This window comes from Nocardia kruczakiae NBRC 101016 (assembly GCF_001612965.1).
Taxonomy (GTDB): Bacteria; Actinomycetota; Actinomycetes; order Mycobacteriales; family Mycobacteriaceae; genus Nocardia; species Nocardia kruczakiae.
Genome location: NZ_BDBL01000004.1, coordinates 24,403 through 51,101, shown reverse-complemented (window position 1 = coordinate 51,101; position 26,699 = coordinate 24,403). Strand labels below are relative to the sequence as shown.

General features: G+C 69.8%; 26 protein-coding genes. 16 read left to right on the top strand and 10 right to left on the bottom strand.

Translation table 11 applies throughout. The annotated features are described in order from the left end of the window. Positions 1-154 precede the first annotated feature (154 nt). Genes NK1_RS04650 through NK1_RS04640 form a run of 3 tightly spaced genes read right to left on the bottom strand, consistent with a single transcriptional unit; the run spans position 155 to position 2,618 of the window. Positions 155-949 carry an ABC transporter permease gene (locus NK1_RS04650; RefSeq protein WP_063007332.1) on the bottom strand — a complete coding sequence of 265 codons (795 nt, stop codon included), beginning with the start codon at positions 947-949 and terminating at the stop codon, positions 155-157. Beyond that, a complete protein-coding gene (locus NK1_RS04645; RefSeq protein ID WP_063007331.1) occupies positions 946-1,875 on the bottom strand; it encodes an ATP-binding cassette domain-containing protein in 930 nt (309 codons plus the stop codon). Before NK1_RS04645 ends, NK1_RS04650 begins: the two co-directional genes overlap by 4 nt. After that, entirely contained in the window at positions 1,872-2,618 is a 747-nt protein-coding gene (locus NK1_RS04640; RefSeq protein ID WP_063007330.1) for a hypothetical protein, read from the bottom strand. The genes NK1_RS04645 and NK1_RS04640 overlap by 4 nt, the downstream gene beginning before the upstream one ends. Before the next feature lie 162 nt (positions 2,619-2,780). Here NK1_RS04640 and NK1_RS04635 point away from each other — a divergent pair, with 162 nt between their 5' ends. Next, complete coding sequence (locus tag NK1_RS04635; RefSeq protein WP_084460592.1) at positions 2,781-3,716, top strand: helix-turn-helix domain-containing protein; 936 nt, start codon at positions 2,781-2,783, stop codon at positions 3,714-3,716. Beyond that, complete coding sequence (locus NK1_RS04630; protein WP_063007329.1) at positions 3,637-4,065, top strand: VOC family protein; 429 nt, start codon at positions 3,637-3,639, stop codon at positions 4,063-4,065. The genes NK1_RS04635 and NK1_RS04630 overlap by 80 nt, the downstream gene beginning before the upstream one ends. Before the next feature lie 54 nt (positions 4,066-4,119). Here NK1_RS04630 and NK1_RS04625 read toward each other — a convergent pair whose 3' ends face one another. Further along, the gene (locus NK1_RS04625; protein WP_063007328.1) at positions 4,120-5,157 is read right to left on the bottom strand and encodes a glutathione S-transferase family protein; all 1,038 of its coding nucleotides are present in this window, start codon (positions 5,155-5,157) and stop codon (positions 4,120-4,122) included. Between the two features lie 65 nt (positions 5,158-5,222). Here NK1_RS04625 and NK1_RS04620 point away from each other — a divergent pair, with 65 nt between their 5' ends. Both NK1_RS04620 and NK1_RS04615 read left to right on the top strand, forming a co-directional pair. Next, positions 5,223-6,017 carry an enoyl-CoA hydratase/isomerase family protein gene (locus NK1_RS04620; protein WP_063007327.1) on the top strand — a complete coding sequence of 265 codons (795 nt, stop codon included), beginning with the start codon at positions 5,223-5,225 and terminating at the stop codon, positions 6,015-6,017. A gap of 94 nt (positions 6,018-6,111) precedes the next feature. Then, complete coding sequence (locus tag NK1_RS04615; protein WP_063007326.1) at positions 6,112-7,368, top strand: class I adenylate-forming enzyme family protein; 1,257 nt, start codon at positions 6,112-6,114, stop codon at positions 7,366-7,368. Positions 7,369-7,392: 24 nt separating this feature from the next. On the opposite strand, the gene NK1_RS04610 is transcribed toward NK1_RS04615, so the two are convergent. Beyond that, on the bottom strand, positions 7,393-8,184 hold the full coding sequence (locus tag NK1_RS04610) for a tyrosine-protein phosphatase (protein WP_063007325.1): 792 nt from the start codon (positions 8,182-8,184) through the stop codon (positions 7,393-7,395). Between the two features lie 373 nt (positions 8,185-8,557). Here NK1_RS04610 and NK1_RS04605 point away from each other — a divergent pair, with 373 nt between their 5' ends. Next, positions 8,558-9,034 (top strand): TetR family transcriptional regulator, encoded by a 477-nt coding sequence (locus NK1_RS04605; protein WP_245660345.1) that lies wholly within the window; start codon positions 8,558-8,560, stop codon positions 9,032-9,034. Positions 9,035-9,087: 53 nt separating this feature from the next. Further along, positions 9,088-10,266, top strand: coding sequence for an amino acid deaminase/aldolase (locus NK1_RS04600; protein WP_063007340.1), 1,179 nt, complete (start codon positions 9,088-9,090; stop codon positions 10,264-10,266). Here NK1_RS04600 and NK1_RS04595 read toward each other — a convergent pair. Continuing rightward, positions 10,263-13,595, bottom strand: a complete 3,333-nt coding sequence (locus NK1_RS04595) for a bifunctional RecB family nuclease/DEAD/DEAH box helicase (protein ID WP_245660344.1) — start codon at positions 13,593-13,595, stop codon at positions 10,263-10,265. The genes NK1_RS04600 and NK1_RS04595 overlap by 4 nt on opposite strands. Before the next feature lie 204 nt (positions 13,596-13,799). On the opposite strand from NK1_RS04595, the gene NK1_RS04590 reads away from it, so the two are divergent. From NK1_RS04590 to NK1_RS04570, 5 genes are read left to right on the top strand one after another with little or no spacing between them, the layout of a single operon-like run. Beyond that, entirely contained in the window at positions 13,800-14,444 is a 645-nt protein-coding gene (locus tag NK1_RS04590) for an alpha/beta hydrolase (RefSeq protein WP_063007322.1), read from the top strand. A gap of 15 nt (positions 14,445-14,459) precedes the next feature. Further along, positions 14,460-14,894 carry a hypothetical protein gene (locus tag NK1_RS04585; RefSeq protein ID WP_063007321.1) on the top strand — a complete coding sequence of 145 codons (435 nt, stop codon included), beginning with the start codon at positions 14,460-14,462 and terminating at the stop codon, positions 14,892-14,894. After that, positions 14,887-16,257 carry a WXG100 family type VII secretion target gene (locus NK1_RS04580; protein WP_157104079.1) on the top strand — a complete coding sequence of 457 codons (1,371 nt, stop codon included), beginning with the start codon at positions 14,887-14,889 and terminating at the stop codon, positions 16,255-16,257. The genes NK1_RS04585 and NK1_RS04580 overlap by 8 nt, the downstream gene beginning before the upstream one ends. A 39-nt stretch (positions 16,258-16,296) precedes the next feature. Beyond that, on the top strand, positions 16,297-17,052 hold the full coding sequence (locus tag NK1_RS04575) for an ESX secretion-associated protein EspG (RefSeq protein ID WP_063007319.1): 756 nt from the start codon (positions 16,297-16,299) through the stop codon (positions 17,050-17,052). A gap of 6 nt (positions 17,053-17,058) precedes the next feature. After that, positions 17,059-17,598: a gamma carbonic anhydrase family protein gene (locus NK1_RS04570; RefSeq protein ID WP_063007318.1), complete on the top strand. Its 540-nt coding sequence runs from the start codon at positions 17,059-17,061 to the stop codon at positions 17,596-17,598. A 19-nt stretch (positions 17,599-17,617) separates the two neighbouring features. On the opposite strand, the gene NK1_RS04565 is transcribed toward NK1_RS04570, so the two are convergent. Beyond that, entirely contained in the window at positions 17,618-18,262 is a 645-nt protein-coding gene (locus tag NK1_RS04565; RefSeq protein WP_063007317.1) for a phosphoribosyltransferase, read from the bottom strand. Positions 18,263-18,274: 12 nt separating this feature from the next. Next, complete coding sequence (locus tag NK1_RS04560; RefSeq protein WP_063007339.1) at positions 18,275-19,066, bottom strand: carbon-nitrogen hydrolase family protein; 792 nt, start codon at positions 19,064-19,066, stop codon at positions 18,275-18,277. Positions 19,067-19,457: 391 nt separating this feature from the next. On the opposite strand from NK1_RS04560, the gene NK1_RS04555 reads away from it, so the two are divergent. Continuing rightward, positions 19,458-21,323, top strand: coding sequence for a DEAD/DEAH box helicase (locus NK1_RS04555; RefSeq protein WP_084460586.1), 1,866 nt, complete (start codon positions 19,458-19,460; stop codon positions 21,321-21,323). Here NK1_RS04555 and NK1_RS04550 read toward each other — a convergent pair. Next, positions 21,320-21,970, bottom strand: coding sequence for a class I SAM-dependent methyltransferase (locus NK1_RS04550; protein ID WP_063007316.1), 651 nt, complete (start codon positions 21,968-21,970; stop codon positions 21,320-21,322). The two genes, NK1_RS04555 and NK1_RS04550, sit on opposite strands and share 4 nt — an antisense overlap. A 373-nt stretch (positions 21,971-22,343) precedes the next feature. Between NK1_RS04550 and NK1_RS04545 the strand changes: the two genes are divergently transcribed. Further along, entirely contained in the window at positions 22,344-23,516 is a 1,173-nt protein-coding gene (locus tag NK1_RS04545; RefSeq protein ID WP_063007315.1) for an acyl-CoA dehydrogenase family protein, read from the top strand. Positions 23,517-23,525: 9 nt separating this feature from the next. Next, positions 23,526-24,659, top strand: a complete 1,134-nt coding sequence (locus NK1_RS04540) for an acyl-CoA dehydrogenase family protein (RefSeq protein WP_063007314.1) — start codon at positions 23,526-23,528, stop codon at positions 24,657-24,659. Between the two features lie 75 nt (positions 24,660-24,734). On the opposite strand, the gene NK1_RS04535 is transcribed toward NK1_RS04540, so the two are convergent. After that, positions 24,735-25,274 (bottom strand): hypothetical protein, encoded by a 540-nt coding sequence (locus tag NK1_RS04535; protein WP_063007313.1) that lies wholly within the window; start codon positions 25,272-25,274, stop codon positions 24,735-24,737. 285 nt (positions 25,275-25,559) lie between these two features. On the opposite strand from NK1_RS04535, the gene NK1_RS04530 reads away from it, so the two are divergent. Together NK1_RS04530 and NK1_RS04525 are read left to right on the top strand one after the other, a co-directional pair. Continuing rightward, positions 25,560-25,811, top strand: coding sequence for a hypothetical protein (locus NK1_RS04530; RefSeq protein WP_157104078.1), 252 nt, complete (start codon positions 25,560-25,562; stop codon positions 25,809-25,811). A gap of 62 nt (positions 25,812-25,873) precedes the next feature. Then, positions 25,874-26,698: a GNAT family N-acetyltransferase gene (locus NK1_RS04525; RefSeq protein WP_157104077.1), complete on the top strand. Its 825-nt coding sequence runs from the start codon at positions 25,874-25,876 to the stop codon at positions 26,696-26,698. The last annotated feature ends 1 nt before the right edge of the window (position 26,699 follow it).

Below are 26,699 nucleotides of genomic sequence, written 5' to 3'. Positions count from 1 at the left end.
CGGACCGCTCACGGGACGGCGCCGCTGCGGCCGAGCCGGCGTCGCGACCGGGTCCGGAGTCGAGGGTTTCGGTGTCGTTCATGTCGATTCGACGGTACCGACGGCCCCCGACACCCGGTATCTCCCGCACCCCGTGCGGGTGAATCCGCGCGGATCAGATGTCGCGCGTGCGCAGGTACCACCAACCGGCCGCCCCGGCGGCGACGGCCCAGATCACCAGCACCACGGCCGAGGCCGCATTGGGCGGCAGGAAGGGACTCTCCGGGAAGGAACCGACCGCGACCGTGCCGATGGTGGCCGAACCCGGCAGCAGCACCACGACGCCCGCGATTCCCGCGCCCTTGGCGACCAGCCAGATGAGCGGTTCCAGAATGAACACCCATCCCGCCATCGCGATGACAGCCAGATTCGGCGATCGCACCAGCAACCCCAGGCTCACTCCGATCACGCCCCAGCACACCGCCGCGAGCAGGCCACCGCCGAAGACCCCGACCAGCCGCCAGCCGAATTCGACGGTGTGCCGCCCGAACGCCAGCAGGCCCACCGCCGCGCCGACCTCCGCACACGCCGCGAGCACCAGCGAATAGATCGCGGCCACACCGGCTTTCGCGCCGAAGAGCACATCTCGGTCGGGGGTGAACAGTGCGGTGAGCCCCATGCTGCGGTAGCGGTACTCGTCGCCCGCGGTGACCGCGCCGCCGATCGCCGCCGCACTCACCGCCACCGCGATCGCCAGGTACAGGCCGACGGTCGCCGTTCCGGTCGCCAGTGCCTCGTGCGGTTGCGGGCCCGAGCCGCGCACCGCGGACGCCGAGGCGACGACGAAGGCGACGGCCGCGAGCATCGGGGGCAGCAGCCATCCCGAGCGCACCGCGGTGATCTTGCGGAGTTCGGCGGTCGCCGCCCGGCTCACCTCGGCGGGAACGGTCGGCAGGGTCGGCAGCATCATCGCGTTCCGTACATGGTCGCAGGGGCGGGGGCGGGATAGGCCGGGGGCGCGGACGATTTGGTGAGGATGGCCAGGACCCGATCCGGATGGACGGGTTCGGCCACCACCTCGCCCAGGTGGACCCGCGCCAGCGCCGCGGCGGCCTCGATCTCGCTGCGCGACGCGTCGGCGACGGCGAGCCTGCCGTCGCCGCGCATGACCGCGTCGGTAAAACCCTGCGCGGCCAGCGTCGTGGCCAGCGCGATCGGACTCGACGCCGCGACCACCAGCCGATCCGGGTGGTTGCGCCGCAGCCGCCGCGGACTGCCCTGATAGGCCACCGAGCCGGCCGAGAGCACGATCACCTGATCGCACACCGGCACGGCCGCGGCAAGGCTCTGCGAGGTGAACAGAGTGGTCCCACCACGGCGGGCGTGAGCCCGCAGATAATCGAAAAGCCATGCCCGCTCGGCCGATTCGAGGCCGTCGAACGGGTCGTCGAGCACCAGCAGGCGCGGCTGTGCGAGCAGTGCCTGCGCCAAGGCCAGCCGCGTGCGCAGGCTCTCGGGGACATCGCGCACCCGCGTCGTGGCGGCCTCGCCGAGGCGCAGCGTCGCGAGCATCGCGTCCACCCGGTCGTCGTCCACGCCGGCCGCGGCCGCGTATATCCGCAACTGGGCTCGTACGGTCCGGGCCGGATGCAGACCGCGCGGCTGCAGTACCGCGCCGATCCCGCCGCCGCCCGGGGCCTCGGCGATACCGGAATCCGCGCGCAGCAATCCGAGCAGAATGTCGATGAGCGTGGATTTTCCGGAGCCGGGCGGGCCGACCAGGGCCGCGGTGGTGCCGGCCGGAACGGTGAACGAGACGTCGCGCAGGGCCACGAGACCCTCGAACTGTTTGTGCAGTCCGCTGATCGAGACGGCGAGCGAGCGGGCCGCGCTCATCGCTGCTCGGCCGTCGAACCGGAGGCCGTGCCGTCCGGATCACCCAGTGCCGGAAGCGGATCCGCGTCGATCACGGTGCCGCGCGCGGTACCGCCGGACCACCGCATCGGCGCGGGCCCGAATGCCTTGTGCGCGTTGGCGATCACATTCTTCCCCAGGGCCCGGTTACCGAATCCTCCGATGGCCGCGCCGATTCCGGCCGGGAGCACCTTGCCGAACATGAGCATGCTGCGTTTGGTGATGAACTGGACGACGAATCGTTTCATCAGTGATTCGTTCATTCCCTTGATGCCCGGTATCCGCTCCGCCAGCAGCGTGCCCCAGTTCTTGGCCGAATGGCCCACGCTCTGCTGCACGATCTCCATACCGCTCTCGCCGAGCACCACTGCCAGCACCAGCGCGCGCCGGCGTTCCTTGTCCTCGGGGGCGATGCCGTGCACGGCGGCGACGGCGAGGGTGAAGACGGCCGAGGCCTCGATGAAGAAGGTGGTTTCCGCGCTCATCGCCGCGAGCGAGGTCAGGGTTCCGACACCCGGGACGGCGGCGGTGGCCCCGACCGCGGTGCCGCTGCCGGTCACGGTCGTGAGGTAGATCTTCTCCAGCCGGTCGAGAATCTGGGCCGGACTCTCGTCCGGATGGGATCGGCGGAACCGGTCGACGTACTTCGCGACCGCGGGAGCCTGCACTTGTGCCCCGTTGTCCAGCAGTGACCGCACGGCCTTTTCCACGCCGCTGTCGAACATCGGTAACGCACCCCTCTCGTCCGGTCGGCACAAACTCTAGTGGTGCCGGTCCGACGGCCGCGGACGAAGTCGGCGACGGTGGCCGATACGGCCGTCCACCGTGCAACGAACCGCGCCCGGGTCCGGTTCCGCCGGGCCCGCGCGACGCCTACCGTGGAGGAGGTGAGTGGTGTCTCCGCGGGAGCGCGCCGGTTGCCGGCCCCGTCGTTGCGGCCCTACCTCGGCCGCTACGACGGATATCTGCTGCACGGCTTCGACCCGGGCGTGCACGTCGGTATGCCGAGTACCACGATCACCGTGATCCTCACCATCGGCGAACCGATCGAGGTGCCGGTGTCCTCCCATCCCGAGCAGGCCGGCGGCCGCTGGGACGCGCTGGCCGGCGGACTGACCCTGCGACCGACGCTGATCGCGCACAACGGCTACCAGCACGGCATCCAATTGGCCGTCACACCACTGGGCGCGCGGGCGCTGTTCGGAATTCCGGCCGGTGAGCTGGGGGAGTGGATCGTCGACCTGTCGGATCTACTGGGACCCGACGCCGAGCGGGTGCGTGAGCGGATCACCGCGACCTCCGACTGGCGGACCCGGTTCGCGGTGCTGGACGAGGTCTTCTGCGCGCGGGTCGCCGCGCTCGATCCGCGCCGGCTCGAGATGGACGCCACTCTCCGCCGGGCCTGGCGGCTGCTGACCGACCCCGCGGGCGCACCCGCGGTCGCCCGGGTGGCGCACGAGATCGGCTGGAGCAGAAGACATCTCGCCGCGCGATTCGCCGGTGAATTCGGTATCACGCCGAAGGAGGCGGCGCGGTTGACCCGGTTCGAGGTCTCCCATCGGCTGTTGCGCCGCCCCGAGGTGAGCATCGCCGAGGTCGCCGCCGCGACCGGCTACTACGACCAGGCCCATATGGCCCGCGAATGGCGCGAATCGGCCGGTTGCCCGCCCTCGGTGTGGCGTGCCCGCGAGGTGTTCCCATTCGTCCAAGACGACGGGGTGGCGAGCGAGAAAGGCTGGGACCATGACCGAAACAACCCATACCGCAACGACCGAAACCGCAACCAAGACGGCCCCGGTGTGGCCGACGTTCATCTACCGTGACGCCCCGGCGGCGATCGATTTCCTGCAACGGGCCTTCGGCTTCGTCGAGGTCGCCCGCTACGGCACCGGCGAGGTGGTCCAGCACGCCGAACTCGGCTGGCCCGGCGGCGGCGGGATAATGCTCGGTTCGCAGCGCGACGATTCCGCGCTCTGCGAGCAGCCGCCGGGGACCGGCTCGGTGTACATCGTCGTCGACGATCCGGACGGCCTCTTCGAACGCGCCCGCGACGCCGGGGCGACCATCGTGCGCGGACTCCGCGACGAGGACTACGGCTCGCGCGGGTTCACCTGCCGCGATCCCGAGGGCGTGTTCTGGAGCTTCGGCACCTACGCCGGAACCACCGCATAACGAAACGACGATCCGGTGCGGAGGCGGACGACCGCCTCCGCGCACCGGTGATGCTCAGGCCCAGTCGGCGGCCGGGACGCGTTCCCCGGGCAGGGGCGGCGGAGGTGGGGTGCCGTCGCCGAAGGGCTTGCCGCCCAATGCTTCTCGCCCGTGCGGCGTGAGCCAGTCCGACAGTTCCGGACCCTTCGGCACGATCCCGGTCGGATTGATATCGCTGTGCACGACGTAGTAGTGCCGCTTGATCTGGGTGAAGTCGACGGTATCGCCGAAGCCGGGGGTCTGGAACAGATCGCGGGCATACGCCCACAGCACCGGCTGTTCGGTCAGCTTGTTCCGATTGCACTTGAAATGGCCGTGATACACCGGGTCGAACCGCACCAGCGTGGTGAACAGCCGCACATCGGCCTCGGTGATGGTGTCGCCGACCAGATAGCGCTGGTCGCTCAACCGTTCCGACAGCCAGTCCAGCGCGGTGAACAGCCGGTCGTAGGCGGCGTCGTAGGCGTCCTGGCTGCCGGCGAAGCCGCAGCGGTAGACGCCGTTGTTGACCTCGGTGTAGACGCGCCGATTCACCTGATCGATCTCGGCGCGCAGCGGTTCGGGATACAGCTGCGGCGCGCCCGGCCGATGGAACTGCGTCCATTCGGTAGAGAAGTCGAGCGTGATCTGCGGGTAGTCGTTGGTGGCCACCTGGCCGGTCGGCACGTCCACCACCGCCGGGACCGTGATGCCGCGCGGATACTCCGGATCGCGCGCGAGGTAGGCATCGCGCAGGAAGTGGATGCCCAGCACCGGGTCCACCTCGCCCGGATCGAGGTCGAAGGTCCAGCTGCGTTTGTCGTGGGTCGGCCCGCACAATCCCAGCGAGATCACCTGTTCCAGGCCGAGCAGCCGCCGCACGATCAGGGTGCGGTTGGCCCACGGGCAGGCCCGCGCCGCGATCAGCCGATAGCGCTGCGGTTCGACGGGATAGCCGTCGCGGCCGTCGGCGGTGATCCGGGTGGTGATGTAGTTCGTGTCGCGCTTGAATTCGCCGGGCTCGACATAGGTCGCGGTGTTCGAACCGGCGTTCTCGGTCGGCGAGGTATCCACCGCACCAGTCTGGCAGACCGGCGGCCGGGGTACCGGTGACGTCCCCTTCTGGATAGATTCGGCCGATGAGCGATTCGAAACCCACCCGGTTGGAGCGGACCGAGACCGAGGCCGGCGCCCAGCTCGCGATCATCACCATCGACCATCCGCCGTTGAACCTGTTCGATTCGGCGCTGCTGGGATCGCTCGCCACCGATCTCGCCGAGCTGACCGCGAACCCGCCGCGGGCGCTGTTGATCCGCGCCGAGGGCAAGGTGGTCTCCGGCGGCGTCGACGTCCACGAATTCGACGGATTGAGCGTGGATCAGGGCGCCGAGTTGTGGCAGCGCCTGTTCCAGGGCATCATCCACCCGGTCGAGGCGCTGCCGTGCCCGGTGGTCTTCGCCGCCCACGGGCTCACCCTGACCGCGGCCTTCGAGATCTCGCTGGCCTGCGACATCCTGCTGGCCGCGCCGAAGGCCAAGTTCGGGCTGGTGGAGACGGTCGTGGGCCTGACGCCGTCGATGGGCGGCCCGCAGCGACTGGCCGAGCGCGCCGGTTCCGGCCGGGCCCGGGAACTGGTCATGACCGGCGATTTGTACGACGCGGCCACCCTCGCCGACTGGGGTGTGGTCAACGCGGTGCACGAGGATGTCGACGCCGCGGCCCGGGCGCTGGCCGCCCGCCTCGCCGACGGCCCGACTCGGGCGCACGCGGCCACCAAGCAGATCATCGAGGCCTGGCGGTCCGGCGGCGTCGAACATGCCGATTCGGTGACGCCCAAGGTCTCCGGCGAACTGTTCGACACCGAGGATTTGCGGGGCGCGGTGCGCAGCTTCCTCGAGGTGGGCCCGGGGAAGGCGAGCTACACCGGGCGGTGATCGCTCGGACATCTTTGTCGCCTAACGCCCCATGATTGTGATCTGCGTCATATAGTCACAGGTGCCTGTTGATCGAGGCATCCGGAGGGACTTGATGACGCAGCTTCTGATCGAATATCCGCAGACGCGAAATCCGTGGTGCGGCAACCCTCTTGCTCGCGGAGCCGACGGTGTGCTGCGGTACGGGAATCTGAATCCGGCCCTCACCGAACTACTCGATGTGCAGGTACACGCGTTCTCGGCCCGGGAGGCGGTCGTCGAAATCGGCGGGCCGCGGCTGACCTACCGGCAGCTGTGGCATGCCGCTTCCCGGATCGCCGGCGGACTGCAGGAACACGGAATCGGCTACGGCGACCGGGTTGCCGTGCGGATGCCGGTGGGTGCGCGCTGGGTGCAGGCCTTCCTCGGCGCCCTGCTGTCCGGTGCGGTGCCGGTGCTGGTGCACGACGGACTGCCCGATGCCGTCGCCGCCCAGGTGATCGCGGACAGCTGCGCGGATTTCGTCCTCGACGGCGGCGGCGCCGAGGCCGGTTACGCCGATTTCCCCGACGGAGCGGCCTTCATCGACGACGGCGCCTCGCTGACCGAGCTCGCCCTGCTGTGCTACACCAGCGGCGCTGCGGGCCAGGGTTTCTCGGAGGCGCCGGGCGGTCCGCGCGGTGTCGAGCTGACCAACGAGAATCTGCTGTCGGCGGTGCGTTCGGTGGTGGGGGCCTTCGATCTGCCGACCGAGGGATTGCGCAATCTGGTCCTGATGCCGCTGGCCCACGCGAGCGGCTGCGTCGATCAACTGCTGCCGACCTTCGCCGTGGGCGGCACGGTCGTCCTCGCCCCGGACCCGGCCATGATCGCCGAGACGATCGTCGCCGAACGCATCGATATGGTGGCCGCGACGCCCCGCATCTTCGCGGGCCTGCTGCCCGAACTCGCCGGATTGCGGGCGGAGGGCGTGCGCCAGGTGTGCAGTGCGGGACATCGCGCCGAACTGGCCGCGACCGACGCCGGCACCGCGGAAATCGTCGCCGAGGCGCTGCGCGAGGTGTTCCCGCTGGCCCGGCAGTGGTCGGTCTGGGGTGCGACCGAAACCAGCGGTATCGGGCTGGCGCTGGTGGACAGCGGCGCGACGCCCGGCCGCGACGTTCTCGGATTCCCGTTCGGCGGTACGGAATTGGCGCTGTGGGGGCCGCGGGCGGGGGTCGGTAGCGGCGAATTGCTCTGTCGCGGACCGAATATCACCCCGCGCTACTGGAACGACCCGCAGACCACCGAATCGCGCTTCACGGGCAGCTGGTTCCACACCGGAAATCAGGTCAGCATCGATACCGACGGTCTGGTCCGCCGCACCGGTTAGCCGACGCGGTGCGCCGGTACCGGTTCACTCCAGCAGGCGGGTGTGCAGGGCGGCCCGCAGCTGCGGCGTGATGCCGATGGACTCGAGATAGCCGTCGAGGGTGCCGTAGTGGCGGTGCATGGCCTCGGTGCCGGCGGCGAGGTATTCGATGCTCACCCCCAGTAACGCGGGCGGCAGGGACTCGCCGGAATTGCGCGCGACATCGGCGGCCAGCGATTCGACGGCTTCGTTGCTGAGCAGGTAGTCGGCCAGCACGTCGTCCTCGGTGACGCCGACGGCGCGCAGCAGGGTGGCGACCGCCCAGCCGGTGCGGTCCTTACCGGCCGCGCAGTGCACCAGCACCGCGCCGTCGCCGCGGGCCAGCGACCGTGCCATGGCGGTGATCGCGACGCCCGCCTCCGGCATCGAGGGGAATTCGGTGTAGACCTCGAGCAGATCGAGATGGCGGCTGGTCGTCGAGGCATCGTCGCGCGCCGCGGCCTCGTGTGGCGGCAGCGCCGGTTCCTGCGGGGCCTCGTGTGGGGCCCGGGCGGCGCCGATGCCGGAGTGGAACGGTGTCACCTCCAAGCGCACGCCGTCGGGGAGGATGTCGGCACCCATCCGGTCGGCCTCGCCGGGTCCGCGCAGATCGTGCACGGTGGCGACGCCGAGCCGGCGCAGGATGTCGTGTCCGCGTTCGTCCAGCCGGCACAGCTGGGCCGACCGGAGCAGGACTCCGCTGCGAATCTTGGTCCCGCTCGCCGTGCGCAGGCCGCCGACGTCGCGGTAGTTGAAGGTGCCGGGAATGTGGAGATGATCGGGGCGCACCGTTGTCACGACTCCAGGTTATCGGCGGGTTCGCGGCGGTGGGGTGGCGTTGGATCACGTGTGTGCTCGCCCACATCGTTATAACGATTCCTGCCGCGAGGCCGTAGAGTTCTGGGCGTTTGCGCCCGGGCGCCGCCCGCGCTGACCGTGGCGGATCCGCCGCCGAACCACCGCGCGGGGTGTGTCGGGGAGGTAACAAAACAATCTTTCAGTACGGAATGACCTATCGAACCTGGTCGCGATCCCCGAAAACCCTCTAACATTGACGGATGTTGAACGGGTCGCCCGGGGTGGAACTCGGAAGAGATCACCGTGGATCGGATGCCCGTTGAGCGAGCCGCGCAGGCGAGGTGCGCGAGTTCTTTCGCCGAGGGAGTCGTCGTTGAGCGCTAGTGGAGAGATGATTCAGGTTCGGCCGCGGCCGATCGTGCAGGAGGCCATCGACGCCGCGTCGGCCGCCTGCGATTGCACGGGCACGCGCGCATTGCGGGTGGTGCTGCATGCCGGTGTGAGTGCGATGTGGTTGGCCATCCGGGCCACGCCGCAACGGCAGGTGCACACGCTCGATCTCACGATCAGCGCCCTACGTCGCCGCTGGGAGGGGGAGGCCGGCTGTTCCGGGCTCTCGGCGGCGGAGTGGTTGCGCGATCTGGACGCCGAGGTCGGTGCGGCGCTGGACGCCTGTGCCGAGCGCTCGAACACCCAGTGGATCGAGCCGGTCACGGCGATCTCGGCGTATGTGCTGGCCGTGTTCCAGGGTGCGGTGCTGCGCTGGCTCGCCGACGGTGACGACGAGACCACGCTCGTGGTGCTGGACGATCTGGTCTCGACGCTGATCACCAAGGCGGTCGATCGGTAACGACGCGCCCATCACTCCTGGACGTATGACCAGTTTCGTGATTGGCTGATGTGGTGACAGATGCGTCGCCCATCGCTTCCCTGCACGCCGCCACCGCGGACCTCGATCCGCCCCTGGCCGCGCTGGACCTGAGCGCGCTGCGCGCCAACGCGGCGGACCTGGTGCGCCGGGCCCGCGGGGTGCCGATCCGGGTGGCCAGTAAATCGGTGCGCTGCCGCGCGGTCCTCGAGGAAGTACTCGGACCGCAGCTCACCGGCCGCGGCGGATTCGCCGGCATCATGTCCTATTCGTTGCGTGAGGCGCTGTGGCTGGTCGGCCACGGGGCGCGCGACATTCTGCTCGGCTATCCGAGCGTCGATCGCGCCGCACTGGCCGACTTGGGCGCCGATACCACCCTGCTCGACTCGATCACGCTGATGGTCGACGACGTCGCGCAGTTGGATCTGATTCGCGCCGCGGTCGGTGGCGCCGGAATCAGCCCGCGCATATGCCTCGATGTGGATGCCTCGTTGCGAGTCGGCCCGCTGCATCTGGGGGTGCGCCGATCGCCGATCCGGACGCCCGAGCAGGCCGAGCGGCTGGCCCGGGTCGCGCGCGAGCGCGGGTTCCGGGTGGTGGGTGTGATGACCTACGAGGCCCAGATCGCCGGCCTGCCCGACACCAATCCCGCGGTGCGGCTGGTCAAGCGGCTCTCCGCGGCCGAAATCGGCACGCGCCGTACGCAGGTGCTGGAGGCGGTGCGTGGGGTGACCGGTGAACTCGAGATCGTCAACAGCGGCGGCAGCGGGTCGATCGAGGTGAGTGTGGCAGCGCCCGAGGTCACCGAGGTGACCGCCGGATCCGGCCTCTACGTGCCGACGCTGTTCGACGGATATCGCGCGTTCACACCCCATCCGGCGCTGTATTTCGCGCTGCCGGTGCTGCGCCGGCCGGCCGCCGACATCGCCACCGTCTTCGCCGGCGGTTATATCGCCTCCGGGCCGGCCGGTGCGTCGCGCGTGCCGAAGCCGGTGTGGCCCAAGGGTTTGCGATTGATCGGCACAGAGGGTGCGGGGGAGGTGCAGACGCCCTTCACGGGCGCCGCGGACCTGGCCGTCGGGGACCGGGTGTGGATGCGCCACGCCAAGGCCGGTGAGCTGTGCGAACGCTTCGACGCCATCCAGGTCGTCGATGCCGGCGACCGGCGCACCACGGTGCCGACGTATCGGGGCGAGGGCCGCAACTTCGGCTAGCCGCGCCCGGTCAGTTCGAGGTAGGCGGCCAGATCGGGCAGCTGCTCGGGTGTCTCGGGCAGATAGTCCGTGAGCAGCGGCGAGGCCACGACGATCGCCGACCACATCGCCCGGGAGACGGCGGTGGTCAGCCAGTGCCGGGAGAGCAGGTCGTCCATGCCGTGCGGCGCGTCGGCGGGGGCCGAGGTCGTCATCGAGATCAGCACGACCGCCGCCTCCCGGCCGCGGAAGCGATCGGCGGTGCCGACCACCACATCCTCGATCCGGGCCCGCGACAACAGCATTCGAATGCGCGCCACCTGCGCGTGATAGGGCGTGACCACCAGGATGTCGTGCGGATGCAGCCGCCGGGTGAGCACGCCCTGGCGCCAGGTGCGGCCCAGCAGGGACCGGACCTGACGGACGATCTCGCGGGCCTCCTCCGCGGATTCGGTGCTGTTGCCGTGATGTTCGACCGGTACCGCGCGCACGCCCGGCGCGACGCCCTCGAGTTCGCGGGCGAGGGTGACCGTCTCGTTGGAGCGCAGCCGGCGGCCGTAGCGCAGCGACGACACCGGCCCGCACACCTGCGGATGCATGCGCCAGGTGCGTTCCAGGAAATAGCCGAAAGCCGTGGGCACCGTGGGGTTGTCGCCGACGATGCGCCCCAGTGCCGATTCGTGCACGCGCTCCGGGTGCACGCCGGTACCCGGTAACGGCGCCGGATCGCCGACCAGCAGGAGATTCCGCGCCGACGCACCCACCGCGATCGCCTGCGCCAGCGGGAAATACCCGGCGTCGGCGATCACCAGCAGATCCAGACTCTGCGGCGCCACCTGTTCGGGATCGGTGAAATCGCCTGTGAGACCGCCGATCACACAGCCGTTCACCGCGTTGTCGAGGAAGCGCGGATAGCGGTCGGCGGCGATCCCCAGCCATTCCGGCGCCACGCTGTGCACATCCGATTTGGCGACCAGTTCCGGCAGGACGCCCACGCGAACGACGGCGTCGAGCAACACCTCGGCGGCCGAATGCGTTTGCGCCACCACACCGACGCGCCACTTGTACCGGGTGACCAGCCGCTCGATCACCCGTGCGGTGGTGTCGAGCTTGCCGGTGCCGGAGGGCCCCTGCACCGAGAGATACGAGCAGTCGAGATCGAGCACAGCGGCGGTGATCGCGGCCGCGTAGTCGCCGAAAACCTGTGGTAGCGCAGCCGATCCGTGCAGTCGGGGCCGTCGCCGGCACAGCAGGTCGAAGGCGGCCGTCAAGGGGACGTCCGGCAGGCTGACCAGCAGATCGTGCGCCACGGCGTTCAGCGCCTGTTCCAGATTGTCGTCGCGGCCCGGCGGATCGGGCACGATGGCGACGGGCAGTTCGTCGTAGGGGGCGCACCCCGGCGGCAGCAGTTCCTCCACCCGCACCACATCGTCGAAGTTGTCGTCGAGGGCGAAGCCGAGCACTGTCGCCGCCGCGGTGGCGCGCCGGCCGGGGGTGGCCGGTAGGTCGGGCACCGGCGAATCGTAGAGCGTGCGTACCGCGGTGCCCGGCGGCGGCGGTCGTCCGGTGCCCAACCGGCCGGTGAGCTTCAGGTAGCGCCGCATCGGCCGGTCGTCGGTGTGCTGCCATTTGGTGTCGACGCTGGCCCAGTCCGCGACGAGAACGCCCGGGGTATCTGCCCATTCGCCGATCGGCCGGTGCAGGCGGTCCTCGTGTGCCCAGTGCAGCGGCTGCCGCTCGCGCCGGTGATAACCGAGTACCGCGGCCATCATGGCGGCGGCTTGCTGTCCGGCGCTGCGGGTTTCGTCGTAGTCGAAGGCGAATTCGCGCAGCGCGGCCTCCACCGCGGCCGGTTGTTCGGCGAGGGTGCGGCGCGGGACCGGGCAGGGCTGGATGTCGTGCTCGGCGGCGAGTTCGCAGAGTCGCTCGCGCAGGCGCAGTGTTGCCGCACAGGATGATTCGAGGTCGGCGTGGATCGGTTCCGCGCCGGGGTCGAGCAGGCCGAGTACCTCCGGCAGATCGTAGGTGCGGGCGCCGATCAGCAGCGCGGAACGCACGATCGGATACAGGTCCAGCAGGGCGCCGAGCAGGTCGTCGGCGGTCTCCTCGTCGGCGCCGCAGCGCGCGCACAGGTCGGCCAGTAGTGTCCGGATCGGCGAGCAGAAATGGTAGATCCGCAGGTCGGGGTGGTGCTGCTGGCGATCGGCGAGAAATTCGAGCAACGCCACCGGATCGTGCGTGGTGAATGCGTGGAACAGGAACACCCCGTCGCCGCCGTCCGCACTCCGCGCCGCGACCCCGACGCCGACGGCCGACCCGGCGACCGCCACGAAGACATCGCCGGCATCGGGCGGGGCCAGCTCACCGAAGGCGGCCGCATCCGTGACCGCGTAGGCCGGGCGCCCGGTGCGCTCGTGGCGCAACTGCAGTTCGGCCTGCCGTCGCAGCGTCGAAAACGTCTGCACCGCAACGCCGGTCACCGACGAATCCGCGGCGGCGAGGCGATCGACCGTGGTGATGCCGGCATCGCGCAGCTGTGCCCGCACCGACGGCCGCATACCGGCCACCAGCAGCAGATCGCGCCCGGCCACCAGTTCGGCGATGCAGTTCGCGCATCGCCCGCAGGCGAGATAGCGGCGGTCTCCCCACTGCACGGGCAGCAGTTCGTCCTGTTTGGCGGCGAGGATCGCGGCGAGCCGAATCCGCCGCGCCGCGTAGACGGTCTCGGCCGGACCGAGTTCGTGAATCCGCTCCGCACCCGCGGCGTCCCGAATCCGGACCCACGGATCGACGTCGAACCCGTTGTCCCGCACCATGCGCGCGCACGCGGCGGCCTCCATGAGCGCCGCGACATCGGACGACGACGAGCGGACGTACAGGACGAAGGTGGAATTCGGGATCGGCGGCACGTCGCGGACCTCGTCGACGGTCGCCGCCGCGGCTTCGTCGGACGCGGCGATCTCCGGCAGCGCCGCGAGCCCCCGCGTGCGCACCGGCGCGGGGTCGTCGCGGCGGACGAGAACGGCGCAGCCGGCCGCGAAGGTCCCGTCGAAGAATGTCGCCCCGAAGATCGCGGGGGCGTCGGTGCCGAGGGCGGCGACGGTGCGGTCGTGTGCGCCGCGCAACTGCGAGGCGGTAATGGCGGCCGGCGGATCGATGGTGATCACGCTCGCACCGAGGGCCGCGTACACATCGTCGAACACCGCGTCCGACAGTGCGTCCGAACCGAGCGGGAACCGCACCGGATCGGTCGCATCCGGCGAAAGCACAAGGCCCAGTTCGGTATCGAGCGCGCGCAGCAGCGCGAATTCGCAGCGCGCTGCCCTCACCAGGTCATCGGTGCTGCACACGACACGATCACCGAACAGAATCAATCGCGGCCCTCCTGAGTTCCGGACACCCGCACGCGGCCGACGCCCGCTCGCGTGCCGAGTCGCGCAACAGCGTAATCATTCGAGGTCGTACGGCGTGGCGCGAGGGGGGCGTGTCGGATGTCGGTCTCACTTCGCCGGGCCGGGACGGCTTTCGTAGCGCCTGCCCGTGACAATGGGCTGATGCCGTACTTCCAGGGTGCCCGCGGTCGACTGCACTACCGGCGGTGGCCGGTGGAGCGGCCGGTGGCGCTGGTGGCGTTCCTGCCCGGAACCGGCCAGCACAGTGGGCATTACCATCGGCTCGGGCGGGGCCTGGGCGCGCGCGGCATCGAAGTCTGGTGCCTGGACACGGCCGGGCAGGGGTTGAGCGAAGGCGATCCGGCGGCGCCCGGAACGCTAGCCGAACTCGCGGGCGACGCCGCCGCGCTGATCCGGGTGCTGCGCGCCGAGCGGCCCGATCCGCCGCTGTTCCCGGCGGGCCACTCGCTCGGTGCGGCGACCTGTCTCGCATCGGTGTCGCTGCCGGAGATATCCGGGTGCGCGGGCATGGTGCTGACCGGGACACCGCAGCGGGCCGCCGAATCGCCCGCCGCCCTCCCGCCCGGACTGCCGATTCTGGCGCTGCACGGCGTCGACGACCGCCGCGCACCGATCGACTCCGCGCGTGCGTGGGCGGCCCGGCACCCGTCGGTGGGGTTGCACGAGTACACCGATGCCGGGCACGATTTGCTGCACGAGCCGGTGCATGCGGCAGTCACCGCCGATATCGCGGAGTGGATCCGCGAGGTCGCGGACCGTCGTCACGGCGCCGCGGAAGTGGGTTGAGAAAGGGGGACCGCGATGCAGTCACAAGAGGCCGGGGATCTGCGCAACGATGTCGGTGCGCTGGCCCAGGCGGTCGACGACGGAGAGCTGTGGATCGACGGCGTACTCGTCGGCGACGGCACCCACGAGCGCTGCGCGCGCCGCTACGAGTCGCTGGCCGACCAGGTCGAGCAGCAGATCCGGACACTCGGCGCGGCCGCGTCCCTGCCGGGCTTCGGCGGTTTCGAGTCGGGACACTCGCTGCGCCGCGGCTTCGAGGGCAAGGCCGCCGACGCGGTCGATCGGTTACGCGAATACGCCGATGCCGCACGGCAATTGGCGCAAACACTGCGGGCGGCCGCGGCCGCCTACGCCCAGCACGATGCCGATGCCGCCGCGGCGATCGGCAAGGCCGCACCACCTTCGGTGGTCGTAACACCGTCGCAGCCGGTGGGGGTGGGACATGCATAGGGTCAGCGGCAACGGGACACCCCCGGCGCAGGGGCATACCGATCCGGATTACGCCCCGACGGTCGAGATGTTCGACCACCTCACCCATCGCGATATCCAGCGCGGGGTGCAGGAATTGAATCCCGAGATCATCACCGCGGGCCGCCAGGCCTGGCAGAGTTCGGCGGCCGCCATGGCCGACGCGGTCCAGTCCGCGCACACCGAAATTCGCGGCGCCATCGCGGACGGCTGGCGCGGTGGTGCCGCGCAACTGGCCGCCGACGCGGTGACCGCCTTCGAACGACTGGGCCAGGAGCTGTCCGATGTGATGGCGGTGGTCGGACAACGACTCGCGCAGGCCAACGACGCAGCCGAGACATTGCGTGCCTCGGTCTCGCAACAGGTGACCGCCCATCCGGATCTGGAAGCGGCACTGCTGGATCCGAAACAGGCGACTGCCAATGTCGCCGTGCAGAAGAGTGCCGAGAACGTGCGTCAGGACGCCGTGCGGGTGATGGATTCGGTCTATGCCGGTGTCTTCCTGCGCACCGGCGACAGTGTGCCGGCGTTCCCCGACGGCGGCATGTATCCGAATCCCGCTGTCGTACAACCGGGTAACGAGGCGACCGCGCCGGGTGGCGGCAGTGCGGATCTGATCGGGCGAGCGACGGGCGTACAGGTGACGCCGACGGTGGACGGACCGCAGGGCCCGGAAGCGGCTCCGGCGGATCGGCCCGCCGCACCCGCCGGCGACCCCGCCGACGGTGCTCGGCCCGGCGGTGACCAGCAGGCAACCGACCGTCCCGCGGCCGTCGCACCCGCCGCGGCCGCACCGACGCTCGTGGAGCCCTCCACTCCGGTTCCCACTCCGGTGCACAGCACGCTTGCGGCTGCTCCGGTACCCGAGGCGCCGGTGGCGGCGACTGCGAATCCGGTTGTCACACAACCGAAACCGTCGAATACCGCGCAACCCGCCCCGGCGGCAGCGGCGCCGGGAGTCGCTCCCGGCGTGGTCCCCGCCGCCGTGGGTGCCGGGGCGGCCACCACCCCGGCGTCGTCCGCGCAGAACTCCGATTCGGCCAAGCGCGACGACCACGACCAGGACCGCAACCCCGGCGCCGACTCGATGTCCGGAATGGGTGCGGGCATCGTGGGCGGCCTGGCGGGGGGCGCGTTCGCCGCGGGCGATGCGGTGCGGCAGGGCCCGTCGACTCCGGTGGCGGCGAAGCCGATCCGCCGCGACGAGGACGAGGACGAGGACTACTGGTCCGAATTCGACGACGAGCCGACCTTCCTCGAACCGGCCGAGCCCGGTGGCGAACTGGTCGGAATCCTCGACCCGACCACCCCGCCCGTGCTGGGCGAATGGTCCGAGGATGACTGACCGCGCAATGACGGCGGAGGACGAGGCGGGCCGGCGGCGGTGAAATGGACGCTGACACCCGATCAGTTCGTGATGGCATGGCAACGGATCGACGGTGACCGGATCCCGTATCCGCTCGCGGTGCGGTCGTCCGCCCGCGACAGCGCCGAACGGGCCGCGCAGCTGCCGGAGCTGACCGAGTGGTGCGACCGCACCGTGGACCCCGATCTGGAGGCGGCGCTGCGGCTGCTCGCCCGGCCCACCGTCTGCGTCGAGGTCTTCGGCGAATGCGGCGCGCAGGAGGCCCGGCCCGTACGGGTGCTCGGTGCGGCCGTCGGCCACATCACGGTGGTCGCGGCCCAGCGCCACGGCGACATGGCCGATCGCGGCGGCGACGTACGGCTGTTCGTCGGGAACTCCGCCTCCCTCGCGGCACGGGTGGTCTCGCTGCTGCCGGAGTATCCGGCCGGCAGCGAACCGCGCCGCACGGCGCCTCTGGACCGGGTGCGTGAGGACAGTCGCGATCTGGTGACGGTGCCGGTCGCCGGTCCCTCCACGACCGCGCGGATGCGGCGGTTGCTCAAACAGCCTCGCGACGGTATCGGTCAGATCGTGGTCTCCGCGCGCCGCGCCGACGACAGCATGCGCCCGCTCGGCGTGCTGTGCTGGATCGACGTCGCCGGCGACGGCCGCTACGCGGTCCGTACCCGTGCGGAGGTGGATATCGTCGGAGTCACCGCGGAAACCTTTGCCGCGCACTTGCGCCCGATGGTCGCGGCCGCGGAACGAGTGGTCGCCGACGACAACGAATGGTGAGAACGCATGCCCTGCTACGAATTCGAAGGTAAACGCCCCCAGGTGGATCCGACCGCGTTCATCGCGCCGACCGCCACCCTGATCGGCGATGTGCGCGTGGAGGCGAACGCTTCGGTCTGGTACGGGGCCGTGCTGCGCGCCGACCTCGCGCCGATCATCGTCCGCGAACGGGCGAATGTGCAGGACAATGCCGTGATTCACACCCCGCCCGACGTGCCTGTCGAGGTGGGGCCCGGCGCCACGATCGCACACAGTGTGGTGCTGCACGGCGCGAGCGTCGGCGCCGAGGCGATCGTCGGCAACGGCAGCACGGTCCTCGATATGGCCACCATCGGCGCCGGTTCGATGATCGCCGCGCACTCGCTGGTCCAGCCCGGCACCGCGATCCCCGAGGGGGTCCTGGCCGCGGGAGCGCCGGCCGAGGTCAAACGTCCCATCGCCGGCACCCAGGCCGAAGGCTGGGTCAAGATCAACCCCGGCTACTACGCCGACCTCGCGCAGCGGCATCGGAAAGGGGTGCGCGAGATCGACTCGGAGAGCGAGTGATTCGTTTTCGCGCGCGTCCTCAGCCGCCGGGGTGGTGCGCGGTCGGCAGCAGGTCCAGCATCTCCTCGTCGTCGAGTTGATGGAAATCGCGATACGCCCCGCCGACTCCGCCGAGGGAGCGTGGAATCAGCGGGCACACCGTCTCCCGGGCCAGGCCACGCAGCCGCTCCATCGCCTCGATCGAGGACACCGGCACCGCCACCGTGATCCATCTGGGCCGGTGCGACTGCGCCACGCGGCACGCCGCGGCGACCGTCGCGCCCGTGGCCATCCCGTCGTCGACGATCACCACCGTGCGATCGTCGATCGGCACCCGCGGCACCTGCGCGCGCACCATCCGCTGCCGGCGCGCCAGTTCCGCGCGCTCGGCCTGCTCCACGGCGGCGATCTGCTCGGTTCGCACACCGGTCTGCCGCAGCACGTCGTCGTTGAGAACCCGGACCCCGTCCTCGCCGATGGCGCCCATCGCCAGTTCGGGTTGCCAGGGCACGCCGAGCTTCCGGACGAGCAGCACATCCAGATCCCCGCCGATGACCTCGCGCACCGCTGCCGCGACCGGTACCCCACCGCGCGGCAGTCCCAGCACCAGGGGATGCCACGCCCGCAGGTGCGACAGCGATTCACCCAGCGTGCGACCGGCCGACCGACGATCCGGATAGATCATGGTGCCACCAGTCTATGGCTCGACGGTGAATCGGCGCAGGCTCAGGCTCGGGTTGGTGGTGCGGATCTGCCGCAGGTGATCGAGGTCGATACGGCTGGTGGCGATACCGGGGGCGTCACCGAGTTCGGCGAGCAGATTGCCGGAGGGGTCGACGATCATCGACGCGCCCGCGCCGCGCGGGGCGCAGTGGTCCGCGGCGGCCACGTAGACCGTGTTCTCGATGGCCCGGGCACGCAGCAGCGTGGTCCACTGATCCAGCTTGCCCGGGCCCGGAATCCATTGCGCGGGAAGTAACAACACCTGCGCCCCCGCGGCGGCCACCCGGCGGCAGCCCTCCGGGAAGCGCAGGTCGAAGCACGTCTGCAGGCCGAAGGTGACGCCGTCGACGGTGAAGGTGGCGGGATCCTCGATCGGGCCGGGAGCGACCACCTCCGATTCGCGGAATCCGAACGCGTCGTAGAGGTGCACCTTGCGGTAGACCGCCGCGAACTCGGCATCGGGACCGGCCGCGATCAGCGTGTTGTAGATGCGGTCGGTGATCTGCCCGCCCGGCGCCTCGACGACGCCGGCGACCACGTGCACCCCGAATTCGGCGGCGAGCCCGCGCAATTCGCTCGCCCACGGACCGGTGATCGGCTCGGCCGCCGCCACCACCCGTTCGTCCAGCCGCTTCACCGCGAACATCGAATATTCCGGTGCGACAATCACTTTCGCGCCGTGCTCGGCGGCGGCGCGAACATGGTCGCGCAGCGCGGCGAGATTGGCGGACTTGTCGGTGTACGGCCCGAACTGCACGACCGCGATATCGACCGCCTGCGCCGGAGCCGGGGCGGGTGCCGGCCGGGCGGCGGGCCGGGGTTCGAGTCCACCGGCCACCGCGGGAGCGGGCCGCCCGGCCTCCGCGGTGGCCGAGTAGGTGATCACGATCGGGACGGGACTGCCGATCACGTCGGCAGTGGAGATTCCGGCGTCGGGGCGGGCGGTTTCGGGTGCGTCCGCAGTGTCGGATTCGTCACTCACGAGTGCGCCGGCGTCGTCGCGAGAATTCGGCTCGGCGGGCGCAGATGCGGTGGGCCGCAGGGGTTCGGCGGATTCCGGAACGTCGCGCAAGGGCGGCTGCTGCGGTTGCATAGGTCTCACCGTATTGGCCCGATGGTCCGGGCGGCCACCGCTAGGCATTAAACTGCTGGTCAATATGAACAACTCATCGGTCGACAGCGTGCCCGGCGGCGGGGACGACAGGCCCGAAGGCGCAGACGCGCGCAACCACGAAGGGCCCGCGGACGCCGCCACCGGGTCTCGCGACGGTAGCGGAGCGGATGTCACGGCCGGCGCGACCGAGCCGTCGTTCGCCGCCCTCGGCATCGATGATCGGCTGCTAGCGGCCATCGCCGATGTCGGTTACGAGTCCCCGTCGCCGATCCAGGCGGCCACCATTCCGCCGCTGCTCGCGGGCGCCGACGTCGTCGGCCTGGCCCAGACCGGTACCGGTAAGACGGCGGCCTTCGCGATCCCGATTCTGATGGGCCTGGACAAGCGGCCGAAGCCGCCGCAGGCGCTGGTGCTCGCGCCGACCCGCGAGCTGGCGATCCAGGTGGCCGAGGCGTTCGGCCGCTACTCGTCACATCTGCCGGGTATCCACGTGCTGCCGATCTACGGCGGTCAGAACTACGCGGTCCAGCTGCAGGGTCTGCGGCGCGGCGCGCAGGTCGTCGTCGGCACGCCGGGCCGGGTCATCGACCACCTCGAACGCGGCACCCTCGATCTCACCCAGCTGCGGTATCTCGTGCTCGACGAGGCCGACGAGATGCTGAAGATGGGTTTCCAGGAGGACGTCGAACGCATTCTGCGCGACACTCCCGCGGAGAAGCAGGTCGCGCTGTTCTCGGCCACCATGCCGTCGGTGATCCGCAAGATCTCCAAGCAGTACCTCAAGGATCCGGTCGAGATCACGGTCAAGTCCAAGACCTCGACCAACACCAATATCTCGCAGCGCTGGGTGCATGTCTCCCATCAGCGTAAACTCGACGCTCTGACCAGGATTCTCGAGGTCGAGCCGTTCGAGGCGATGATCCTCTTCGTGCGCACCAAGCAGGCGACGGAGGAACTGGCCGAGAAACTGCGCGCACGCGGCTACTCGGCCGCCGCGATCAACGGCGATATCGCGCAGAACCAGCGCGAACGCACCATCGGCCAGCTGAAGTCCGGCACCCTCGACATCCTGGTCGCCACCGATGTGGCCGCGCGCGGGCTCGACGTCGACCGCATCTCGCATGTGGTCAACTACGACATCCCGCACGACACCGAGTCCTATGTGCACCGCATCGGCCGCACCGGCCGGGCCGGGCGCACCGGCGAGGCGCTGCTGTTCGTCGCGCCGCGCGAACGCCGCCTGCTGGACGCGATCGAGCGTGCCACCCGCCAGCCGCTGACCGAAATGCAGCTGCCCAGCGTCGACGATGTGAACGCCCAGCGCGTGGTCAAATTCCACGACGCGATCACGGAGAATCTGTCGTCGTCGAATCTCGCGCTGTTCCGCAAGCTGATCGAGGATTACGAGGCCGAGCACAACATCCCGCTCGCCGATATCGCCGCCGCTCTGGCGGTGGGCGGCCACGACGGCGAGAACTTCTTCATGGAGGCCGAGCCCGAGCCGATCCGCCCGCCGCGCCGCGAACGGGCCCCGCGCGAGGACCGGGAGCGTCGTCCGGAGGGTGGTCCGCAGCGCCACCGCGCCACCGACGCGGAGATGGCCACCTACCGCATCGCGGTCGGCAAACGGCACCGCGTGGTTCCCGGCGCGATCGTCGGCGCCATCGCCAACGAGGGCGGTCTGCGTCGCAGCGACTTCGGTCATATCAGCATCCGCCCCGATCACAGCCTGGTGGAGCTTCCCGCCGATCTGCCGTCGGAGACTCTGGATGCGTTGCGCCGCACCAGGATCAGCGGCGTCCTGATCCAGCTGCAACTGGACCAGGGCCCGCCGTCGCATCGTCCTATGAGTCGCGGACCGCGCCGCGAGGGCCCGCGCAAATACGACCGCCGCAAGCCGCGCAGCTAGTTACCGGGCGCCGCGGCGCGGACGAGGCGCCAGACATTGTCGGCCCGGGTTCCGTTGCGGCCGTCGGGGGAGGTCAGTGTGCGTTCGACCGGCTCGCAGGTGCGAACGGTCCACTCGTCGCCGAGACGCAGGCTCCGCAGGACGCCGTCGAGGGTGGGAAAGATGGCGTCGAACGGATAGTCGTCCGGCGTCATCCAGGTCGGCCAGCCGGCGTGCATGACGATCAGCAGCGTGCCGCCGGGCGCCACCGCGTCGGCCGCGCGCCGGAGCACGCCGTCCTGATCCAGCGCCACCGGTGACTGCAGGAACTGGGCGTTGATCAGGTCGTAGCTGCCGTCCGGAAAGGTGCGCCCGAGTTCGTGGCGCTGCCACGCGACACGGTCGCCCAGTCCGGCTCGCTCGGCGTGGGCCGCGGCGCGTTCCAGCGCGGTCTGCGAGATGTCCACGCCGGTCACCTGCCAGCCCTGCCCGGCCAGCCAGACCGCGTCGGCGCCTTCGCCGCAGCCCAGATCCAGGGCGCGGCCCGGCCGCAGATCCGCGGTCTCGCGCACCAGCAACGGATTCGGATTCCCGCTCCAGACCCGGTCGCTGTCGCGATACCGCTGCTCCCAGAACACCGCGGGTTCGGTGGGTGATGTGGCGGACATGAGACTCCTCGTCACTCGGGGCGCCTCGTCGGCGCCTGCATCCAGAATCACCGGCGCGCCGGAAAGCCGGCAAGGATTCTTGCCGAAACGGCAAACCGGTGCGCATCCCGGCGTCGATCGCCCAGCGCGTTTACCGTGGCGGGGAAATCATCGGAACGCATGCGAATTGTCATTAACTTATTCGACGCGCCGCGAATTGCGCAGGGTACGGCCATTTCGCCACAACCTAAAGGTTCCTTCGCGCCGGGCGCGGCAGCGGACCGCTCGGGATCGCGGTATCGGGCGCGATTCGTCGTTTATGATCCGGTCGACGAGCGGTTCGATTCGAGGCGTAGATTCGATTCGGACCTACGAAATACGGTGGGAGATGCCCATGAAACTTGCCCTGTCACCCGACGAGGTGGCCTTCCGGGACGAACTACGCACGTTCTTTCGAACCGAGATACCGGCCGAGATCCGGGACAAGGTCGAAAACGGCCGGGAACTCTCCCGTGAGGACATCGTCACCGCCCACAAACTCCTGCACGCCAAGGGCATCGCGGTGCCGAAGTGGCCGGTGGAGTGGGGCGGCCAGGACTGGACCTCGATGCAGCGCCACATCTGGGAAGACGAGATGCAGCTGGCCTGCGTGCCCGAGCCGCTGACCTTCAACGCGAACATGATCGGCCCGGTCATCGCGCAATTCGGCTCGGAGGAACTCAAGCAGCGCTTCCTGCCGCCGACCGCCGCCCTCGACATCTGGTGGTGCCAGGGCTTCTCCGAGCCCGACGCCGGATCCGACCTCGCCTCGCTGCGCACCACCGCGGTGCGCGACGGTGATTCCTACATCGTCAACGGCCAGAAGATCTGGACCACGCTGGCCCAGTACGCCGACTGGATCTTCTGCCTGGTGCGTACCGATCCGAACGCGCCGAAGAAGCAGGCCGGTATTTCGATGCTGCTCTTCGATATGAATTCGCCGGGCGTCACCGTGCGGCCGATCAAATTGATCGACGGCCGGCACGAGGTCAACGAGGTCTTCTTCGAAAACGTGCGGGTGCCCGCCGATCAACTGGTCGGTGCGGAGAATGCGGGCTGGACCTACGCGAAATTCCTGCTCGGCAACGAGCGCACGGGTATTGCCGGCGTGGGTCGCACCAAGGTCGTGATCGCCACCGCGAAAAAGCATGCGGCACAGATTCCGACGGGCTCCGGCACGCTGCTGGAAGATCCGGTTTTCGCCGCCCGCGTCGCCGAGTTGGAGAACGAACTGCTGGCGCTCGAACTGACGCTGTTGCGGGTGGTGGCCAATTCCGCCGAGGGCAAACCGAATCCGGTGTCGTCGGTGCTGAAGTTGCGCGGTACCGAATTGCAGCAGGCGGCCACCGAGCTGATGCTCGATGTGGCGGGCCCGGACGCGGTGCCGGTGGGCGCCGACGACATCGCCGCGCCGGACTGGGCGCAGCGCACCGGACCCACCTATCTGAACTACCGCAAGACCAGCATCTACGGAGGCTCGAACGAGGTGCAGCGCACCATCATCGCCTCCACCATCCTCGGATTGTGAGGCGCTGCCATGGATTTCGAATTGACCGATGAACAGGTCATGCTGGGCGAGACGGTGCGTGATCTGCTGGCCCGTGCCTACGACCCGGAGAGCCGGCTGAAGGTGCTCGACACCGAACTCGGCTGGAGTCGCGACGTCTGGTCGCAGCTGGCCGAATTGGGCGTCCTCGGACTGTCTTTCAGCGAGGAGGACGGCGGCGTCGGCGCCGGACCCGTGGAGACGATGGTCGTCATGGAGGAGATCGGCCGCCGTCTCGCTCCCGAACCGCTGCTGGACGCGGTCCTGCTGCCCGGGGGTCTGATCGCCGCCCTCGGCGCCGCCGACCAGCGGCAGCGGATTCTGCCGGAGGTGGCCGGCGGATCCCGGCTGCTGGCCTTCGCGCACGAGGAGGCCGGTTCGCGCTGGCCGGAGATCACGGTCGCGACCACTGCCGCCGCCGAGGGCGACGGCTACCGGCTCTCGGGTGTGAAAAGCCGGGTGCCGCACGGTGATTGCGCCGACGAGCTGGTCGTCACCGCTCTCGGACCCGACGGTGTGTTGCGGCTGTTCCTGGTGGCCGCCGATGCCGAGGGCGTATCCCGCACCGCCTACCGCACGTTCGACGAACGCCGGGGTGCGCAGATCGAATTCGCCTCGGCTCCGGCCGAACTGCTCGGCGCCGCCGAGGCCGGCGATGTCACCGAGGCCGTCGCCACCGCCATCGCGACCGCCCAGGCGAGCCTGTGCGCGGAATCGATCGGCGCGATGGGTGAGGCGCTGCGGCTGACCACCGAATATCTCAAGACGCGCAAACAGTTCGGGGTCACGCTCTCGAAGTTCCAGACCCTGACCCAGCGCGCCGCGGATATGTACGTCGCGATGGAACTGGCTCGCAGCATGAGCTTCTACGCGACCGCCTCGCTGGCCGAGGGCACGGTCGATCCGATCGCGCTGTCGCGGGCCCGCCTCCAGGTCGGCCGCGGCGCCCGCCACGTCGCGCAGGAAGCCGTGCAGATGCACGGTGGAATCGGCATCACCACCGAATATCCGGTCAGCCACTACGTCGCCCGGCTCACCGCCGTGGACCAGACCTTCGGTGGCCGGCGCGAACATCTGGGCGTGCTGAGCAGCCGGGTCGGGGACTACGGCCTGGTCGAACTCTGATCCGCACGCCGGTGCGCCGGTGAGGGTGGTGGTCGTCGCGAATCCGCGCGGCCGCCACCCTTTTCGGTGTGCCGGTCAGTTGCCGCTGTCCTCGCTCGTCGGCGCGGGCTGGAGGCCGGTCGTCGGTTCGGATTCCTCGACGGTGCGCGGCGCGCGATGCGGCCGGGTGGTCGTCGGACTGTCGGAATCGGTGGAGGGGTCGCTGACGGACGGTTCCGTGGTCGGGGTCGGAGTCTGCGTGGTGGTGGTCGGCGCGGGCGGGGCGAACGCCGTGTAGCTCGGCTCGGCCTCGGTCGTGGTGCCGGTCGCCGTCGCGGAGGTGGTGCGCCGCGCCGGCGTATTCGCCGCGACCCGCCAGGAGGGGGAGGGGGGAATGATCACCGCGGGAGCTGTGGTGGTGCCGCTGCGTGTGATCGGGGTGGTGGCCACCTGTAGATCCGCGGCGAGCGGCGGCGGTGCGACATAGACGTCCTTGTGGCCGATCCCGCACGCCCCGATCAACACCAAACCCAGCGATACCGCACCGGCGGCCATTGCGGGACCCGCGACCTTCATGTTCAGGCGGCCGGGGGTCTCCTCATCGGCGCGATCCCCCGTGCTCGCCCTGTCGTCCATGGATGTGGTGCTCCCTCAAACTGTTTCCGAGTGGCCTCACAGTAACCGAGAGCCGCAACCCGGGGCCAGGCATGCCGGTTGGTCCGCAAAATACCGGACAGTAACGTGAAAAGCCAACGCTTCACATAACGAAGTAGATACGTTCGGCGTGTCGCGGGCACGTGTCGCGTGGAGTTTCGGTGGCGGCCACGTAACGTGTGAGCGAAGTTACATGTGAGACGCATGTTATTTGCCGGGCGAAACGGACGTTTCGACAGTCTCGGTGGGCGTCATCGAGGAGTAGTGATGGGAGCTTATTCGACATCCCCCACGCGCGCGGTGTCACAAGGTGATTCGGCTGCCGCCGGATCCGGACGCAGCGCCTGGACGATCACCTCCCGCATCGCGGCCTGGTTGATCTTCCTCGGCGGATTGGTCGGTGCGGTGCTCGGCATCGCGGGCCTTCGTGTCGAAATCACTGTCGCCGGACTGATTCTGGCCTGCACCGCCGGTCTGGTCCTGCTGAAACTTCGCGCCGACGGGCAACAATCGGCCTGAGAATCGGCCCTTCGTGAAAAATCGGTGGGAGACGTGCTCCGACGGGCCTACCGTTGGTCGGCATGCGGATCGAGCTGACCACGGACCCGTTCGAGCTCCACGCCCGCGCCGGGCACTGCCTGGCGCGAGAGCCCCTGCGGCACACCGTCATCGCCACGATGGTCCGCAACGGCGTGGCCGGGGCGATGACGATCGAACCGGTGTTCGCCATGGTCTGCGACGGCGATGCGGTGGTGGGCGTCGCCATCGATACTCCCGGGTACGGTGCCTATCTGGGTGACATGCCCGCCCCCGCGCTGCCGGGGGTGGCCGCGGCCCTGTTCGACCGCGACCCCGCCGTCGTCGCGGTCGAGGGAGATCCGGACTCCGCGTCGGAATTCGCCCTCCATTGGCAACGACTGTCCGGCAATGCCTTTCGGCTGCACTGGACGACGCGGCTCTATCGCCTCGGGGAACTGCGCGTCCCCGCCGTGCCCGGCATCGCCCGCCGCGCCGGCGAATCCGATACCGAGGTGTGCGTTCACCTGGCCGAGCGCATGCGTCGCGAGGAGGACATCGGTCCCGACCCGCGTACGGTCCCCGATCGGATCGCCGCGGGGCAGTGGTGGCTGTGGGAAGACGCGGGTGTGCCGGTATCCGTGGTCGCGCATCAGCGGCGCGCATACGGCTGGACCCGCATCGGGCCGGTCTACACCCCGCCGGAATTCCGCCGCCGCGGATACGCCGCGGCCGCCACCGCGCAGGTGTCGAAAGTGCTGCGTGACAGCGGCTCCCAGGTATGCCTGTTCGCCGACCTAGCCAACCCGACCTCGAACAAGATCTATCGGGACATCGGTTTCGAGCCGGTCGGCGATTTCCCGCGGTTCGTATTCGACCTGTCGCAGTGAC

Excerpts from the sequence above, each read along its gene's own strand:
- NK1_RS04550 (WP_063007316.1), bottom strand. The coding sequence starts at position 21,970 with ATGTCCGCCACATCACCCACCGAACCCGCGGTGTTCTGGGAGCAGCGG.
- NK1_RS04525 (WP_157104077.1), top strand. The coding sequence starts at position 25,874 with ATGCGGATCGAGCTGACCACGGACCCGTTCGAGCTCCACGCCCGCGCC.
- NK1_RS04535 (WP_063007313.1), bottom strand. The coding sequence starts at position 25,274 with ATGGACGACAGGGCGAGCACGGGGGATCGCGCCGATGAGGAGACCCCC.
- NK1_RS04640 (WP_063007330.1), bottom strand. The coding sequence starts at position 2,618 with ATGTTCGACAGCGGCGTGGAAAAGGCCGTGCGGTCACTGCTGGACAAC.
- NK1_RS04645 (WP_063007331.1), bottom strand. The coding sequence starts at position 1,875 with ATGAGCGCGGCCCGCTCGCTCGCCGTCTCGATCAGCGGACTGCACAAA.
- NK1_RS04585 (WP_063007321.1), top strand. The coding sequence starts at position 14,460 with ATGCAGTCACAAGAGGCCGGGGATCTGCGCAACGATGTCGGTGCGCTG.
- NK1_RS04565 (WP_063007317.1), bottom strand. The coding sequence starts at position 18,262 with ATGATCTATCCGGATCGTCGGTCGGCCGGTCGCACGCTGGGTGAATCG.
- NK1_RS04580 (WP_157104079.1), top strand. The coding sequence starts at position 14,887 with ATGCATAGGGTCAGCGGCAACGGGACACCCCCGGCGCAGGGGCATACC.
- NK1_RS04620 (WP_063007327.1), top strand. The coding sequence starts at position 5,223 with ATGAGCGATTCGAAACCCACCCGGTTGGAGCGGACCGAGACCGAGGCC.
- NK1_RS04555 (WP_084460586.1), top strand. The coding sequence starts at position 19,458 with ATGAACAACTCATCGGTCGACAGCGTGCCCGGCGGCGGGGACGACAGG.
- NK1_RS04530 (WP_157104078.1), top strand. The coding sequence starts at position 25,560 with ATGGGAGCTTATTCGACATCCCCCACGCGCGCGGTGTCACAAGGTGAT.
- NK1_RS04650 (WP_063007332.1), bottom strand. The coding sequence starts at position 949 with ATGATGCTGCCGACCCTGCCGACCGTTCCCGCCGAGGTGAGCCGGGCG.
- NK1_RS04545 (WP_063007315.1), top strand. The coding sequence starts at position 22,344 with ATGAAACTTGCCCTGTCACCCGACGAGGTGGCCTTCCGGGACGAACTA.
- NK1_RS04630 (WP_063007329.1), top strand. The coding sequence starts at position 3,637 with ATGACCGAAACAACCCATACCGCAACGACCGAAACCGCAACCAAGACG.
- NK1_RS04570 (WP_063007318.1), top strand. The coding sequence starts at position 17,059 with ATGCCCTGCTACGAATTCGAAGGTAAACGCCCCCAGGTGGATCCGACC.
- NK1_RS04590 (WP_063007322.1), top strand. The coding sequence starts at position 13,800 with ATGCCGTACTTCCAGGGTGCCCGCGGTCGACTGCACTACCGGCGGTGG.
- NK1_RS04540 (WP_063007314.1), top strand. The coding sequence starts at position 23,526 with ATGGATTTCGAATTGACCGATGAACAGGTCATGCTGGGCGAGACGGTG.
- NK1_RS04615 (WP_063007326.1), top strand. The coding sequence starts at position 6,112 with ATGACGCAGCTTCTGATCGAATATCCGCAGACGCGAAATCCGTGGTGC.